The organism is Streptomyces sp. B21-105, from assembly GCF_036898465.1.
In the GTDB taxonomy this organism is placed as follows: domain Bacteria; phylum Actinomycetota; class Actinomycetes; order Streptomycetales; family Streptomycetaceae; genus Streptomyces.
In genome coordinates this window covers 6,170,226-6,184,590 of the sequence record NZ_JARUMJ010000001.1, presented here as the reverse complement: position 1 = coordinate 6,184,590, position 14,365 = coordinate 6,170,226, and the positions used below count along the sequence as shown (strand labels likewise).

16 protein-coding genes are annotated in these 14,365 nt (G+C 71.6%); 9 read left to right on the top strand and 7 right to left on the bottom strand.

The features are described 5' to 3' along the window. Window positions 1-7: 7 nt before the first annotated feature. Genes QA802_RS28070 through QA802_RS28060 form a run of 3 tightly spaced genes read left to right on the top strand, consistent with a single transcriptional unit; the run spans window position 8 to window position 1,699 of the window. Window positions 8-418, top strand: a complete 411-nt coding sequence (locus tag QA802_RS28070) for a helix-turn-helix transcriptional regulator (protein ID WP_334528173.1) — start codon at window positions 8-10, stop codon at window positions 416-418. A gap of 11 nt (window positions 419-429) precedes the next feature. Then, the gene (locus QA802_RS28065; protein WP_334528170.1) at window positions 430-864 is read left to right on the top strand and encodes a VOC family protein; all 435 of its coding nucleotides are present in this window, start codon (window positions 430-432) and stop codon (window positions 862-864) included. Window positions 865-907: 43 nt separating this feature from the next. Next, window positions 908-1,699: a VOC family protein gene (locus QA802_RS28060; RefSeq protein WP_334528167.1), complete on the top strand. Its 792-nt coding sequence runs from the start codon at window positions 908-910 to the stop codon at window positions 1,697-1,699. Window positions 1,700-1,790: 91 nt separating this feature from the next. Here the strand turns inward: QA802_RS28060 and QA802_RS28055 are convergent, their stop codons facing one another. The 4 genes from QA802_RS28055 to QA802_RS28040 form a co-directional block, all read right to left on the bottom strand. Beyond that, window positions 1,791-1,985: a hypothetical protein gene (locus QA802_RS28055; RefSeq protein WP_319164966.1), complete on the bottom strand. Its 195-nt coding sequence runs from the start codon at window positions 1,983-1,985 to the stop codon at window positions 1,791-1,793. Between the two features lie 53 nt (window positions 1,986-2,038). Beyond that, complete coding sequence (locus tag QA802_RS28050; protein WP_334528162.1) at window positions 2,039-2,623, bottom strand: dihydrofolate reductase family protein; 585 nt, start codon at window positions 2,621-2,623, stop codon at window positions 2,039-2,041. A 77-nt stretch (window positions 2,624-2,700) separates the two neighbouring features. Continuing rightward, window positions 2,701-3,819: a family 2 encapsulin nanocompartment cargo protein polyprenyl transferase gene (locus tag QA802_RS28045; RefSeq protein ID WP_443042298.1), complete on the bottom strand. Its 1,119-nt coding sequence runs from the start codon at window positions 3,817-3,819 to the stop codon at window positions 2,701-2,703. Beyond that, the gene (locus QA802_RS28040) at window positions 3,810-5,216 is read right to left on the bottom strand and encodes a family 2B encapsulin nanocompartment shell protein (protein WP_307045811.1); all 1,407 of its coding nucleotides are present in this window, start codon (window positions 5,214-5,216) and stop codon (window positions 3,810-3,812) included. Before QA802_RS28040 ends, QA802_RS28045 begins: the two co-directional genes overlap by 10 nt. Before the next feature lie 174 nt (window positions 5,217-5,390). Between QA802_RS28040 and QA802_RS28035 the strand changes: the two genes are divergently transcribed. Further along, window positions 5,391-6,278 carry a 1-aminocyclopropane-1-carboxylate deaminase/D-cysteine desulfhydrase gene (locus QA802_RS28035; RefSeq protein ID WP_334528150.1) on the top strand — a complete coding sequence of 296 codons (888 nt, stop codon included), beginning with the start codon at window positions 5,391-5,393 and terminating at the stop codon, window positions 6,276-6,278. 159 nt (window positions 6,279-6,437) lie between these two features. On the opposite strand, the gene QA802_RS28030 is transcribed toward QA802_RS28035, so the two are convergent. Then, window positions 6,438-8,036 (bottom strand): Na+/H+ antiporter, encoded by a 1,599-nt coding sequence (locus tag QA802_RS28030; protein WP_334528147.1) that lies wholly within the window; start codon window positions 8,034-8,036, stop codon window positions 6,438-6,440. A gap of 57 nt (window positions 8,037-8,093) precedes the next feature. On the opposite strand from QA802_RS28030, the gene QA802_RS28025 reads away from it, so the two are divergent. From QA802_RS28025 to QA802_RS28015, 3 genes are all read left to right on the top strand, one after another. Next, complete coding sequence (locus QA802_RS28025; protein WP_319164958.1) at window positions 8,094-8,354, top strand: UBP-type zinc finger domain-containing protein; 261 nt, start codon at window positions 8,094-8,096, stop codon at window positions 8,352-8,354. 334 nt (window positions 8,355-8,688) lie between these two features. Next, a complete protein-coding gene (locus QA802_RS28020) occupies window positions 8,689-9,102 on the top strand; it encodes an ATP-binding protein (RefSeq protein ID WP_004925829.1) in 414 nt (137 codons plus the stop codon). Further along, entirely contained in the window at window positions 9,099-10,208 is a 1,110-nt protein-coding gene (locus QA802_RS28015) for a SigB/SigF/SigG family RNA polymerase sigma factor (protein WP_334528142.1), read from the top strand. The genes QA802_RS28020 and QA802_RS28015 overlap by 4 nt, the downstream gene beginning before the upstream one ends. A gap of 42 nt (window positions 10,209-10,250) precedes the next feature. Here the strand turns inward: QA802_RS28015 and QA802_RS28010 are convergent, their stop codons facing one another. Next, complete coding sequence (locus tag QA802_RS28010) at window positions 10,251-10,721, bottom strand: hypothetical protein (RefSeq protein WP_334528139.1); 471 nt, start codon at window positions 10,719-10,721, stop codon at window positions 10,251-10,253. A gap of 139 nt (window positions 10,722-10,860) precedes the next feature. Between QA802_RS28010 and QA802_RS28005 the strand changes: the two genes are divergently transcribed. Together QA802_RS28005 and QA802_RS28000 are read left to right on the top strand one after the other, a co-directional pair. Then, the gene (locus QA802_RS28005; RefSeq protein ID WP_334528137.1) at window positions 10,861-11,829 is read left to right on the top strand and encodes a diacylglycerol/lipid kinase family protein; all 969 of its coding nucleotides are present in this window, start codon (window positions 10,861-10,863) and stop codon (window positions 11,827-11,829) included. Window positions 11,830-12,147: 318 nt separating this feature from the next. Then, complete coding sequence (locus QA802_RS28000; RefSeq protein ID WP_006380970.1) at window positions 12,148-12,405, top strand: WhiB family transcriptional regulator; 258 nt, start codon at window positions 12,148-12,150, stop codon at window positions 12,403-12,405. A 224-nt stretch (window positions 12,406-12,629) separates the two neighbouring features. Here the strand turns inward: QA802_RS28000 and QA802_RS27995 are convergent, their stop codons facing one another. Continuing rightward, window positions 12,630-14,096, bottom strand: a complete 1,467-nt coding sequence (locus QA802_RS27995; protein ID WP_334534940.1) for a sensor histidine kinase — start codon at window positions 14,094-14,096, stop codon at window positions 12,630-12,632. Window positions 14,097-14,365: the final 269 nt, after the last annotated feature.

Here is a 14,365-nt window from a genome sequence, read left to right as displayed (position 1 = left end):
TGGCAGGGTGAATCGGGATGACCTGGTCAGACTGCGGCATGCACGGGACCGGATGGACCGCGAGTACGCCGAACCGCTCGACATCGCCGCGCTCGCGCGCACCGCGCTGATGTCCTGCGGCCACTTCCAGCGCAGTTTCCGCGAGGCCTACGGCGAGACCCCCTACGGCTACCTGATGACCCGCAGGATCGAGCGCGCCAAGGCCCTGCTGCGCCGCGGCGACCTCACCGTGACCGAGGTGTGCATGGCGGTTGGCTGCACCTCGCTCGGCTCGTTCAGCGCCCGCTTCACCGAACTGGTCGGCGAGACCCCGAGCGCGTACCGGGCGCGGTCGCACGAGCCGAGCGCGGTGATCCCGCCGTGTGTGGCCCGCAAGTTCACCCGCCCGCGACGCTCCGGACCTCCTCTACGCCCGTAAGGCTGGACACCATGGACCTGCTGCTGCATCAGTGCTTCATCGCCGTGGACGACCACGACAAGGCCGTGTACTTCTACCGTGACGTCCTCGGGCTGGAGGTCCGGGGCGACGTCGGCTTCGAGGGGATGCGCTGGGTGACCCTCGGCTCACCGCTCCAGCCGGACGTCAGCATCGTGCTGGAACCGCCGGGCGCGGACCCCGACGCCTCCCCCGCCGACAAGGACGCGCTGGCCCGGCTGCTCGCCAAGGGCATGCTGCGCGGGGTCATCTTCTCCACCGCCGACTGCGACGCGCTGCACGCGCGCGTGCGGGAGGCCGGCGTGGAGGTGCTCCAGGAGCCGACCGACCAGCCGTACGGGGTGCGTGACTGCGCGTTCCGCGACCCGGCGGGGAACCTGTTGCGGTTCATGGAGCGCAGGGACGGCGCCGGACGTCCCGGCAGGTGAGCTGCGCGGGTTCCGCTCCCGGCCGCCGCTCTACGATCGGCCCATGAGCACCCGTGCCGACCGCCCCGCCCCCGCTGTCCGCTGGACGTACGCCTTCGTCGACCGGCCCGCCCACCTCTTCGGGCGGACGTGCGCGTTCTGGACCGCGGTCACCGACACCGGCCTGTCCGCACCGCGCGGCGACCAGGGTGAGTTCGTCACCCTGGTGCCGCGGGGCGGCGCGGACGCCTGTGTGAAGGTCCAGGGAGTGACGGACGGCGACGGCGGCGCGCATCTCGACCTCGTCGTCGAGGACGTGCCCGGGTTCGTGGCCGAGGTGTCGCGGCTGGGGGCGACGACGGCCGCCGCGCACGAGGGCTGGTCCGTGCTGCGCTCCCCCGGCGGGCTGTCGTTCTGCGCGGTGCCGTGGCAGGGCGAGTCGCGGCGGCCGCCCGTGGTGGAGGGCAGCCGGCTGGACCAGGTGTGCCTGGATCTCGCGCCGTCCGTGTTCGACGCCGAAGTCGCCTTCTGGAGCGGGCTGTTGCCCGACTGGTCGTCCCGGCCGGGCTCGCGGTCCGAGTTCCACGTGGTCGAACAGCCGGCCGGGCTGCCGATCCGCATCCTGCTCCAGCGGCTCGCCGAGGAACGTCCCGGCGGCGCTGACCGGGCCTGTGCCCATCTCGACCTCGCGTGCGGGCCGGACGTCGACGCGGTGCGCGCCCGCCACGAGCGGCTCGGCGCGCTCCTGGTCGCCCGTGAGCCGCACTGGACGGTGATGCGCGACCCGGCCGGCGGACTGTACTGCCTGACCGGACGCGACCCGGAGACGGGCGGCCCACCGCGGACGGCCTCCTGACACGGACGCAGCCCGGCGGACCGGGTCCGTGCGCACGGCAGCGGGCCGCGGGCACGCGGGCCCGTCTCCCGCGGTCAGGCGGCGTCCGGCGTCAGGAGGCGGGGGCGGCGGGGGCTTCGGGCTTCTGTTCGGGCTCGGCGGCCGCATCCGCGTACGCCTCGCACTCCTGGTTGTGGCACGGCCCCGCCGTCCAGCGCGGCACCCACGCCCCCAGCGTCTTGTGCCGCCGGACGACGGACTGCACGGGCTGCCCACAGGCAGGACACACACGTTGTTCCCTGTCCATGACCTCAGGGTAGGACGGCCCGGGCGCGAGCGCTCCCCGCGTGCACCGGTGAGTCAGCGTTCCCGGTCGTAGGTACGCACCACCGCGCCGTTGCCGAAGGAGCGGACGTCGCCGAGAGCGAAGCCGGCGACGTCGCAGTCGGCGGCGAACATCGGCATGCCGGTGCCGTAGACGATCGGGTACGTCTTGATCACCAACTGGTCGATCTCGTCGAACAGCTCGCCCGCCAGCCGGGAGCCGCCGCACAGGTAGATGTCGAGTCCGCCGTCCTGCGCCTTCAGCTCACGCACCGTGTCGAGCAGTCCCTCCCCGACGATCTCGACCTCCGGGCTCGGCGATGCGGCGAGGGTGCGGGAGGCGACGTACTGGCGCAGATGGGCGTACGGGCTGACATCGCCGTCCTTCAAGGCCAGGTCGTAGCTGAGCCGGCCCTGGATGACTGTGTCGAACCGCTTGTTCTCCAGGTCGTCGAAGCCGCGGGCGCGCCGTCCGCGGGTCGACACGGTCTCCGGATACTCGGACTTCAGGAAGTCCAGGAACTCCTCGTCGACGTAGGGGAGCATCGCCGAGGCGTCGCCCGTGACGTCTCCTATGAAGCCGTCGACGGAGCAGGCGATGTAGTAGGTGAGCTTGCGCAAGGGGGCTTCTTTCCGTAGGCCGCTTTGAACGACTCCAGTTGTAGTACTTCACACGTAGTGATTGCAAGGGGATTACGTCAGGTGCTGCGCCGGGTCACGAACTCGGCCAGGGAGAGCAGACCGCCCGCCGACTCCGGGTCCGGGACGGCGCGGGTCAGTTCGTGCAGGGCGCGGGACATGCGGTCGGCCGCCTCCTCCTGCGCCCACGCACGGCCGCCGGCCCGTTCGACGGCCAGCGCCGTGCGGTCCAGGTCGGCCGGGCGGTAGGGCGCCGCGTACAGCTCGGCCAGCTCTGCGGCCGCGGGGGTGCCGGAGGTGAGCGCGGCGACCACCGGCAGGGACTTCTTGCGGGCGGCGAGGTCGGTGCCGGCCGGCTTGCCGGTCCGCCGCGGGTCGCCCCATATCCCGATCACGTCGTCGATGAGCTGGAAGGCGAGTCCGGCCTCCCGGCCGAACGCGTCCAGCGCGTCGACGTCGGCCTGCGTCGCACCTGCGTACAGCGCGCCCACCGCACAGGCGCAGCCGAGCAGCGCGCCCGTCTTGGCCTCGGCCATGGCGAGCACCTCACCGAGGGTGATGTCGGTGGGGGCGCGCCTCTCCATGGCGGTGTCCGCCTGCTGGCCGGCGCACAGTTCGACCACGCAGGCCGCGACACGGGCGGCGGCCGCCGCGGACGCGGGGTGCGGGTCCGCGGCGAGCACGCCGAGGGCGAGGGCCTGGAGGGCGTCCCCGGCGAGGATCGCGTCGGCGTCGCCGAACACGGTCCAGGCGGTGGGGCGGTGGCGGCGGGTGGTGTCCCGGTCCATCACGTCGTCGTGCAACAACGTGAAATTGTGGACCAGTTCGACCGCCGCCGCGGCCCGGACGGCCGCCGCGCGGGCCGTCGGTCCGCCGAGCGCGGTGGCCGCGGCGAGCACGAGGGCCGGGCGGATCGCCTTGCCCGCGCCGCCTGCCGTCGGGGTGCCGTCCGCGTGCTCCCAGCCGAAGTGGTGGAGCGCGACCCGTCGCAGACAGTCGGGCAGCGAGTCGAGCGCCGACCGCAGTTCCGGATCGACGACGGCCCGGGCCCCCTCCAGGACGGCCGCCGCCTCGTGCTCGGCGGCCGGCCCCGCACCGCCGTCGTCCTGGCTTCCGACGGGCCCCCGCCCTTCCCGCGCCCCGCCTTGCTGCCGCGTGAGGGCGGACGTCACCGCCAGCGGCCGATCTCGACGTTCTCCAGGACGCCCAGCGCGTCGGGCACCAGGACCGCGGCCGAGTAGTAGGCCGTGACCAGGTATTTGATGATGGCCTGTTCGTTGATGCCCATGAACCGCACGGACAGGCTCGGCTCGATCTCGTCCGGCAGGCCCGACTGGCGCAGCCCGATCACGCCCTGGTCCTGCTCGCCCAGACGCATCGCGATGATCGAGCTGGTGCGGGCCTCGGTGACCGGGATCTTGTTGCACGGGTAGATCGGCACCCCGCGCCAGGTCGGGATCCGGTTGCCGCCGACGTCGATCGTCTCGGGGACGAGTCCGCGCTTGTTGAGCTCGCGGCCGATCGCGGAGATCGCGCGGGGGTGGGCGAGCAGCATCTTGGTGCCGCGCCGCCTGCTCAGCAGTTCGTCCAGGTCGTCGGGGCTGGGCACGCCGTCGTGCGGCTGGAGCCGCTGGTCGTACTCGCAGTTGTGGAGCAGCCCGAACTCCCGGTTGTTGACGAGCTCGTGCTCCTGCCGCTCCTTGAGCGCCTCGACCGTCAGCCGCAACTGCTGCTCGGTCTGGTTCATCGGCTGGTTGTACAGGTCGGCCACCCGCGAGTGGATGCGCAGGACGGTCTGCGCGATGCTCAGTTCGTACTCACGGGGCCTCGCGTCGTAGTCCACGAAGGTGTGCGGGATGTCCTGCTCGCCGGCGTGGCCGGCGGCGAGGTCGACCACCTTCTCGCCGTACTTGTTGGTGCGCTGTTCGGGGATCGCGCGCAGCCGCCGCAGGTGCTCGCCCAGCGACTCGGCGCGCTCGGCGACCTGCTCGACGTCCTGCCGGGAAAGGACCAGCACCGTGCAGGCGGTGTCGGCGCGGGCCGTGTACTCCCAGATGGCGTCCGCGTCGAGCAGCGCCTGGTCGCCGAAGTACGCGCCGTCGGCGAGCACCCCGAGCACCTGGTCGTCGCCGTAGGGGCCGGTGCCGACCTTCTCCACGCGGCCGTGCGCCAGCAGGTAGGCCTCCTCGCTCCCGCTGCCGAAGGAGGCGATCACCTCGCCGGGGGCGAACTCCCGCTGCCGGCAGCGCTGGGCGAGTTCCGCGAGCACCTCCTCGTCCTCGTAGGAGCGCAGTGCGGGCAGTTCGCCCAGCTCCGCCGGGATGACCTCGACGCGGTCGCCGGTCTTGACGAACGTGATACGGCCGTCGCCCACCGCGTACGTCAGACGCCGGTTGACCCGGTACGTCCCGCCCTGCACATCCACCCAGGGCAGATTCCGCAGCAGCCAGCGGGAGCTGATCTCCTGCATCTGCGGCGCGGACTTGGTCGTGGTGGCCAGGTTCCGCGCGGCCGCGGTGCCGAGACTCTGCTGCGGCTTGCCCGACTCCGTGCGGACCTCTTCGCCTACCGACATGAGAAACGCCCTCCCGATTCATGCACGGACGCCGAACTGCGCCGGTGCACTTCGTTCACGCGGCCAGCCTTCCATCACGGAGTGTGGTCGTGCTATTACCCGAAAGAGCGGGAATGGATCATCGCGGGCCTGGGAAGAGGCACGTTTCACCGAACGATGTTCGACAATGAGCGGGTGACCGACCTGCGCCCGCGCCTTCCCTCCCCCCTCCAGGAGGTGACCGACGACCGGTTCGCCCGGCACGGCGTACGGCTGCTGCTCAAGCGGGACGACCTGATCCATCCCGAGCTGATCGGCAACAAGTGGCGCAAGCTCGCGCCCAACCTGGAGCGGGCGGCCGGCCGGACGCTCCTGACCTTCGGCGGGGCCTACTCCAACCATCTGCGGGCCACGGCCGCCGCCGGCCGCCTGCTGGGGCTGCCCACGGTCGGCGTGGTGCGCGGCGACGAGCTGGCGGGCCGGCCGCTGAACCCCTCGCTGGCCCGGTGCGCGGCGGACGGCATGCGGCTGCGTTTCGTGGACCGGGCGACGTACCGCCGCAAGGCCGAGCCGGGCACCCTCGGGGCCGTCCTGCGGGCGGCCGGCGCCGAGGACGCCTACGTCGTTCCCGAGGGCGGCAGCAACGCGGCGGCGGTCCGCGGCTGCCGGGCGCTCGGTGAGGAACTGCGGGGCCGCGCCGACGTCGTGGCCCTCGCGTGCGGCACCGGCGGCACGCTCGCGGGTCTGGCCGCCGGCCTCGCCCCCGGCGGGCGGGCGCTGGGCATACCGGTCCTCAAGGGCGGTTTCCTGGGCGAGGAGATACGGGCCCTGCAGCAGGAGGCGTTCGGGGTCCGGCGGGGCGACTGGAGTCTCGACGAGCGCTTCCACTTCGGCGGATACGCCCGGGTCACGCCCGAGCTGGATGCCTTCGCGGCGGATTTCGAACGCCGCCACGGTCTGCCCGTCGAACGTCTCTATGTCGCCAAGTCGCTCTACGCCCTGGTCGTGCTGGCCGAGGAGGGGGCCTTCGCGCCCGGGACGCGGCTCGCGGCCGTCGTGACGGGTTCACCGTTCGCCGCGTAAGACCCGCCCGCCCCGCCGGCCATCCCGAACCCGCCGCGCCACCGCCCGAACCCGCCGTCAGCCATCCCGGACGCTGCCCCCGCCCGCCCGGACCGCCGCACCCTCCCGGACCCGCCGCCGGCCCGCCCGGACCCGCCGCAGCCCGGACCGCGCGGCCGTTCAGGTCGCCTCGCGGAACGCCGCCGCCTCCTCCAGGTCGAGCCGGCGCAGCAGCGTGCGCAGCATCTCGTCGTCGATGTAACGGCCGTCGCGCAGTCGGACGAACACCTCGCGCTCTGCGCTGATCATCTCCCGCGACAAACGGCGGTAGGTGTCGTCGACGGTCTCCCCGGTGACCGGGTTGACCTGCCCGAGTCGCTCCCAGACGGCGTTGCGGCGGCGCTCCAGGACGCTGCGCAGCCGGTCGGCGAGGGGTGGCGGCAGGGCGTTGCGTTCGTCGGCCAGCAGGGCGTCCAGCCGCTCCTCGGCGACCCGCGAGGCCTGCGCCTGCGCGTTGGCCTCGGCGAGCGTCGCGGCCTGCGGGTCGGCCTCGGGGAACTTCAGCAGGCGGATCAGCGGCGGCAGCGTCAGGCCCTGCACCACCAGCGTGCCGATGACGCTGGTGAAGGTGAGGAAGAGGATCAGGTTGCGGTGCGGGAAGGGCGCGTCGCCGTCCTCCACGGTGAGCGGGATGGAGAAGGCGATGGCGAGCGACACCACGCCCCGCATGCCGGCCCAGGCGATGACGACCGGTCCGCGCCAGGTCGGGTTGTCCTCCCGTGCACGGATGCGCGCCGACACCATGCGCGGGAGGAAGGTCGCCGGGTACACCCACAGGAAGCGCGCCGCCACGACCACGAGGAAGAGGGCGACGGCGTACCAGACGGCGTCCACGCCCTCGTAGTCGCCTAGGCCGCGCAGCACCACCGGGAGCTGGAGTCCGATCAGCGCGAACACGGCCGACTCCAGGACGAAGGCGACCATCTTCCACACCGCCTCCTCCTGGAGGCGGGTCGCGAAGTCGACCTCCCACGCGCGGTGTCCCAGGTAGAGCGCCACGACGACCACGGCGAGCACCCCGGAGGCGTGGAACTGCTCGGCGGCCGCGTAGGCGACGAACGGGATGAGCAGGGAGAGCGTGTTCTGCAGGAGGGGTTCGTCGAGGTGGGTGCGCAGCCAGTGCAGGGGGGCCATCAGGATCAGGCCCGCGGCGACCCCGCCGACCGCCGCCACCAGGAACTCCTCGATGCCGCCTGCCCACGAGGCGCCCTCGCCGACCACGACCGCGAGGGCCACCTTGTAGGCGGTGATCGCGGTGGCGTCGTTGAGCAGCGACTCGCCCTGGAGAATGGTGGTGATCCTCGACGGCAGGCCGACCCGGCGGGCCACCGCGGTGGCCGCGACCGCGTCCGGCGGGGCCACCACCGCGCCCAGCACGAGCGCCGCCGTCAGCGGCAGCCCGGGGACGATGAGGTAGGCGGCCCAGCCGACGGCGAACGTCGCGAAGAGCACGTACCCGACCGACAGCAGCGCCACCGGCCTCAGCTGGGCGCGCAGGTCCAGGTAGGAGCTGTCGGTGGCCGAGGTGTAGAGCAGCGGCGGCAGCAGGAGCGGCAGGACGACGTCCGGGTCCAGGGTGTAGTCGGGAACCCCCGGCAGGTACGACACCGCCAGACCCACCGCCACCAGCAGCAGCGGCGCCGGGGCCGGGGTGCGCCGGGCCGCCGCCGCGATCGCCGCACTGCCGGCCACCAGCAACAGCAGTGGCATCACGTCCATGTCTCGCCGCTTTCTTTTTGGCGCGGTCGTCCGCACCCCCGTCGTAATCTGGCAATCATGAAACAGTGCACGCATGCCGACGCGCTGCCCGACCCCGAACCCGTCCCGCTCGGTGAGACGTGTCCCGAGTGTCTGCGCGACGGCACCCACCCGGTCCAGCTGCGGCTGTGCATGACGTGCGGCCACGTCGGCTGCTGCGACTCCTCGCCGAGCCGCCACGCCACGCAGCACCACAAGGAGTCCGGCCACCCGGTGATGCGGACGTTCGAGCCGGGCGAGAGCTGGCGCTGGTGCTTCGTCGACCACGTCCTCGTCTGACCCCCGCGGCGGGCCCGTCCGCGACGAGTCCGTCGCCGGGCGAACTTCCGGGGCGGTGCGCGCGTTGAACTCATGAGACGTGCCGGCCGCCGGGCGGGTACGGTTCGACCGTCCGACGCCTGGGTACGTCAACCCGGCGCGCCTTCTTCCCCTTTGGCTCCGCACACCCCTAGACACGGAGCGTGTTCACAGCTTTACTGTGAGTGACGTCAGGGGGTTGGGGTCCCGGGACAGGAAACGTGAGAGCGCGATAGCGTCACCGCTGCACCACACACGCGTTACCCCGGGGGGCGACCCTCGGCCCCGAAAAGCTTGTACCACCTTGGAGGTGAGGGTGTCCCAGATCGCAGGCGAGCCCGCGACCCAGGACTTCGTGGAAGTCCGGCTGCCGGCTGCGGGTGCCTACCTGTCGGTGCTGCGGACGGCCACGGCCGGCCTCGCGGCCCGTTTGGACTTCACCCTGGACGAGATCGAGGACCTGCGCATCGCGGTGGACGAGGCCTGCGCGATCCTGCTCCAGCAGGCCGTGCCCGGCTCGGTGCTCAGTTGCGTCTTCCGCCTCGTCGACGACTCGCTCGAAGTCACCGTCTCGGCGCCGACCACGGACGGCCACGCCCCCTCGCGGGACACCTTCGCCTGGACCGTCCTGTCCGCCCTCGCGGGCAAGGTGTCCTCCGCCGTCGACGAGGACAAGACCGTGTCGATCAGCCTCTACAAACAGCGCGGCGCGGGACCCGGGCCGGCGTGAGGAACGGGGACGGGCCGGTGCGGGACGAAGAGCGCGGCACACAGGAGCTGCCGGCCGGGAGCGCCGACGTGCCAGTCTCTCCGGACGGTTCCCGACATCTGGCGGACAACATCGACGGCATTCCCGAGCAGGCCCGGCCGCATCCGGAGGGCGACTCGTCCTCCGTGCAGGCGAGCCTGCCGGCCGGTGCCGTGCAGGGCTCGCCACTTGAGGGGCGGATCGGGGGCTCGCCCCCGGGCCGAGCGCAGGCGAGGGCTCGACAGAGGGCGACGGGCGGGACAATGAGCGAGCACGAGCGAGACGGCGAGCAGAGCGTGCCGGGCACACAGCACACACCCTCACCCACGTCGGCGACGGACCGCAGTGGGGCGCGGGCGATGTTCATCGAGCTGCGGCAGCTCGACGACGGCAGCGCCGAGTACGCGGAGATGCGCAACCGGCTGGTCCGCATGCATCTGCCACTGGTCGAGCACCTCGCGCGCCGCTTCCGCAACCGCGGCGAGCCGCTGGACGACCTCACCCAGGTCGCCACCATCGGTCTGATCAAGTCGGTCGACCGTTTCGACCCGGAGCGCGGCGTGGAGTTCTCCACGTACGCGACCCCGACGGTCGTCGGCGAGATCAAGCGGCACTTCCGCGACAAGGGCTGGGCGGTACGGGTCCCGCGCAGACTCCAGGAGCTGCGCCTGGCGCTGACCACCGCGACGGCCGAGCTGTCGCAGCAGCACGGCCGCTCCCCCACGGTGCACGAGCTCGCCGAGAAGCTGGCGATCTCGGAGGAGGAGGTCCTGGAGGGCCTGGAGTCCGCGAACGCGTACTCCACCCTGTCGCTGGACGTCCCCGACACCGACGACGAGTCGCCCGCGGTCGCGGACACCCTCGGCGCGGAGGACGAGGCGCTGGAGGGGGTCGAGTACCGGGAGTCGCTCAAGCCGCTCCTGGAGGACCTGCCGCCTCGGGAGAAGCGGATCCTGCTGCTGCGGTTCTTCGGCAACATGACGCAGTCGCAGATCGCCCAGGAGGTGGGCATCTCGCAGATGCACGTCTCCCGGCTGCTGGCGCGCACCCTGGCCCAGCTGCGGGAGAAGCTGCTCGTCGAGGAGTAGTCGAGGAGCGGCGGTCCGCCCCGCAGCCGCGACGCTGCGGCTCTACTCCGGTGTGCGGCCGGGCCCCCGGATCCCGAGGGCCCGGGTCGTCTCCCCGTTGACCAGCAGCACCAGCGAGGCGATCGCGGCGGCGGCGAGTGCGATGCCCGCCGGGATGGCCATGCTGTCGGCCTGCAGCAGGTTGTAGGCCACCGGCAGCGCCATGATCTGGGTGATGACGGCGGGTCCCCGGCTCCAGCCCCGCAGGCCCCACAGGCCGCGCGCGGCGAGCAGCGGCAGCAGCGCGAGCACGATCAGCGTGACCCCGCCGGTGACGGCCTGCTGGCGGCCGTCCGGGTCTCCCAAGATCCCGAGGACGAGCATCCAGACCCCGCCGACCACCAGCGCCAGCCCTTCGAGGGCGGCGAGCGCGGCGGCGTACGTCAGCCGGCGCGGGCGGGGGGCTGCGGTCTCCGAGTCTGCGGTCACCGGGTCGGCGGTCTCCGGGGCTGCGGGGGTCTGCTCACTGCTCACCTCTGAAGGGTAGCCCGCACGGTCGCCGCCCCCAGGGTCCGCCCGTGGGTCTGCCCGTGTCGAGGCTCACCTCGCGATCTCTTACCCGATCCCCACCTCGGCCTGTGCCCGGTACCACCCAGTAGGTACCCTGCAACTCATGCGTGCACTTCTCGTGGTCAATCCGGCGGCAACCACCACCAGTGCACGGACGCGTGACGTACTCATCCACGCACTCGCCAGCGAGATGAAGCTGGAGGCGGTCACCACCGAGTACCGCGGTCACGCGCGCGACCTGGGCCGGCAGGCCGCCGAGAGCGGCAACGTCGACCTGGTGGTGGCCCTCGGCGGGGACGGCACGGTCAACGAGGTCGTGAACGGCCTGCTGCACGCCGGCCCCGACCCGGAGAACCTGCCCGGTCTCGCGGTGGTCCCCGGCGGTTCCACCAATGTCTTCGCCCGGGCCCTGGACCTGCCCAACCATCCCGTGGAGGCCACCGGCGCCCTGCTGGACGCGCTGCGTGAGGGCCGCGAGCGCACGGTCGGTCTGGGTCTGGCGGCCGGCACGCCCGGCACCGAGGACGAGGCGGTGCCGTCGCGCTGGTTCACCTTCAACGCCGGGCTCGGCTTCGACGCCGGAGTGGTGGGGCGGGTGGAACAGCAGCGTGAACGCGGCAGGAAATCCACGCACGCTCTTTACATTCGCCAGGCCGTCCGCCAATTGTTGGGCGAATCACAGCGCCGGCACGGTTCGATCACCCTGGAGCGGCCGGACGCCGAACCGGTGACCGATTTGGTGCTCTCCATAGTCTGCAACACGGCCCCGTGGACCTATCTGGGTAATCGCCCGGTGTACGCGTCACCTAAGGCCTCGTTCGATACCGGGCTCGACGTACTCGGTCTCAGCCGTCTGTCCACCGCCTCGGTTGCCCGATATGGCACCCAGTTGCTCACTTCGTCCCCCGAGCGGGGACCCCAGGGGAAGCACGCCGTCTCACTGCACGACCTGGACCAGTTCACCTTGCATTCGAAGGTCCCGTTGCCCCTCCAGATGGACGGTGACCACCTGGGGCTGCGAACCAGCGTGACGTTCACAGGCGTACGCCGTGCACTGCGTGTGATTGTGTGAGCAGAAAGGGCTGAAGTCCTTTCACTCGAACGTTTAGGCCAGGATCCACCCCATGGAAGTACGGCTGTGACCTAGTCGACACCGAGGAATCAAAAAAAACTTTCCGGTAGGGGTTGTATCCGCCGCTGAGGTTTGCGAGTCTCTACGTGGCGATCGGGACAGCCCGCAACACCGGCATCCACTGATCACCGGAACCCCTCTTCACACACAGGACCAACGCCAGTGCACCTGGCTGGTGGCCCTTCACTTGTTGAGGGATTCGTGAAAGCGTTCACATTCACAAGCACCCGCATGTAATACCAAGGAGAGGTAGCAGCCATGGACTGGCGTCACAACGCCGTTTGCCGCGAGGAAGACCCCGAGCTCTTCTTCCCCATCGGCAACACCGGTCCTGCGCTGCTGCAGATCGAGGAAGCCAAGGCCGTCTGTCGTCGCTGCCCGGTTATGGAGCAGTGTCTGCAGTGGGCGCTCGAGTCCGGCCAGGACTCCGGCGTCTGGGGTGGTCTCAGCGAGGACGAGCGCCGTGCCATGAAGCGTCGCGCCGCCCGCAACCGGGCCCGCCAGGCAACCGCCTGACAACACCCGCCCCGCAAGCCTGAGCTTGGCGGCGCGTACAGCGAGTACGCATCTCCCGCCCCCGAGCCGCAGCGCGCAGTACCCCCGATGCGCAGCACACGCTGGCAACGAGCATTCGAGCCCCGGACCCCTGAACGGTCCGGGGCTTCGTGCTCTGCGCGGTCCGGTCGCAGGGCGCCGCCCGGCCCGTCGAGGGGCGCCACCCTGCGCGGCTCCCGCTCGGCTCACTTGTGCGCGCGCACCGGGATGTCGAGGATCACCCGTGTCCCGCGGTCGGGGGCCGGGACCATGTCGAAGGTCCCGCCCAACTCGCCCTCCACCAGCGTCCGCACGATCTGCAGGCCCAGGTTGCCCGAGGTGTGCGGGTCGAAACCGTCGGGCAGGCCGACGCCGTCGTCCTGGACGGTGACCAGGAGGCGGGACTCCTTGGTGGTGCCGCCGCGGACGGCCGACACCTCGACCGTCCCGGTGTCGCCCTCACGGAAGCCGTGCTCCAGGGCGTTCTGCAGGATCTCGGTGAGGACCATGGAGAGCGGGGTGGCGACCTCCGCGTCCAGGATGCCGAAGCGTCCGCTGCGCCGGCCGGCGACCTTGCCAGGGGAGATCTCGGCGACCATCGCCAGCACACGGTCGGCGATCTCGTCGAACTCCACCCGCTCGTCCAGGTTCTGGGACAGCGTCTCATGGACGATGGCGATCGAGCCGACCCGGCGGACCGCCTCCTCCAGGGCCTCCCGGCCGCGCTCGGACTCGATGCGCCGGGCCTGGAGGCGCAACAGGGCCGCCACCGTCTGGAGGTTGTTCTTCACCCGGTGGTGGATCTCCCGGATGGTCGCGTCCTTGGTGATCAACTCGCGCTCGCGGCGGCGCAGTTCGGTCACGTCACGCAGCAGCACCAGCGCGCCGATGCGGGTCCCCTTGGGCTTGAGCGGGATGGCTCGGAACTGGATGACCCCGTCCTTGGCCTCGATCTCGAACTCGCGGGGCGCCCAGCCGCTGGCGACCTTGGCGAGGGCCTCGTCCACCGGGCCCCGGGTCGGGGCGAGTTCGGCGGTGGTCAGACCGAGGTGCTGGCCGACGAGGTCGGAGGCGAGGCCCATCCGGTGGTACGCGGAGAGCGCGTTCGGCGAGGCGTACTGGACGAGTCCGTCGCCGTCGACCCGGATCAGACCGTCGCCCACGCGGGGAGCCGCGTCCATGTCCATCTGCTGGTCGGGGAAGGGGAAGGAGCCGGCCGCGATCATCTGCGCGAGGTCGGAGGCGCTCTGGAGGTAGGTCAGCTCCAGCCGGCTCGGGGTGCGCACGGTGAGCAGGTTGGTGTTGCGGGCGATGACGCCGAGGACGCGGCCCTCCCGCCGCACGGGGATCGACTCGACCCGGACGGGGACCTCTTCGCGCCACTCCGGGTCGCCCTCGCGCACGATCCGGCCCTCGTCCAGGGCGGCGTCCAGGAGCGGGCGGCGGCCGCGTGGGACGAGGTGGCCGACCATGTCGTCCTGGTAGGAGGTGGGGCCGGTGTTGGGGCGCATCTGGGCGACGGAGACGTAACGCGCGCCGTCACGGGTGGGCACCCACAGGACCAGGTCGGCGAAGGAGAGGTCGGAGAGCAGCTGCCACTCCGAGACCAGCAGGTGGAGCCACTCGAGGTCGGAGTCGTCGAGTGCGGTGTGCTGGCGTACGAGTTCGTTCATGGAGGGCACGCCGTGAGCGTACCCGGGCGGCCGGAGTGTCCGGAAAAACACCCGCGGGCCGCGGCGCCTGAGAGGGACCCTCAACCCTCCCGGCACCGCAGCCCGGAGCAATATCGGCCGCGGGGTGTGCGGTCCCGTCGGCCGAAGGTGAGGACCGGGGCAGTCAGGGCAGAGAGCTCCGGGTCCTCGGTCCGCCTTCCTGTGCGGGGAAGACGGAGGTTCTGTGTCGCACTCCCTGCCATTGTGGACTAGACCACTAGGGGTGTCCA

Excerpts from the sequence above, each read along its gene's own strand:
- QA802_RS28065 (WP_334528170.1), top strand. The coding sequence starts at position 430 with ATGGACCTGCTGCTGCATCAGTGCTTCATCGCCGTGGACGACCACGAC.
- QA802_RS28060 (WP_334528167.1), top strand. The coding sequence starts at position 908 with ATGAGCACCCGTGCCGACCGCCCCGCCCCCGCTGTCCGCTGGACGTAC.
- QA802_RS28000 (WP_006380970.1), top strand. The coding sequence starts at position 12,148 with ATGGACTGGCGTCACAACGCCGTTTGCCGCGAGGAAGACCCCGAGCTC.
- QA802_RS28055 (WP_319164966.1), bottom strand. The coding sequence starts at position 1,985 with ATGGACAGGGAACAACGTGTGTGTCCTGCCTGTGGGCAGCCCGTGCAG.
- QA802_RS27995 (WP_334534940.1), bottom strand. The coding sequence starts at position 14,096 with ATGAACGAACTCGTACGCCAGCACACCGCACTCGACGACTCCGACCTC.
- QA802_RS28005 (WP_334528137.1), top strand. The coding sequence starts at position 10,861 with ATGCGTGCACTTCTCGTGGTCAATCCGGCGGCAACCACCACCAGTGCA.
- QA802_RS28030 (WP_334528147.1), bottom strand. The coding sequence starts at position 8,036 with ATGGACGTGATGCCACTGCTGTTGCTGGTGGCCGGCAGTGCGGCGATC.
- QA802_RS28025 (WP_319164958.1), top strand. The coding sequence starts at position 8,094 with ATGAAACAGTGCACGCATGCCGACGCGCTGCCCGACCCCGAACCCGTC.
- QA802_RS28040 (WP_307045811.1), bottom strand. The coding sequence starts at position 5,216 with ATGTCGGTAGGCGAAGAGGTCCGCACGGAGTCGGGCAAGCCGCAGCAG.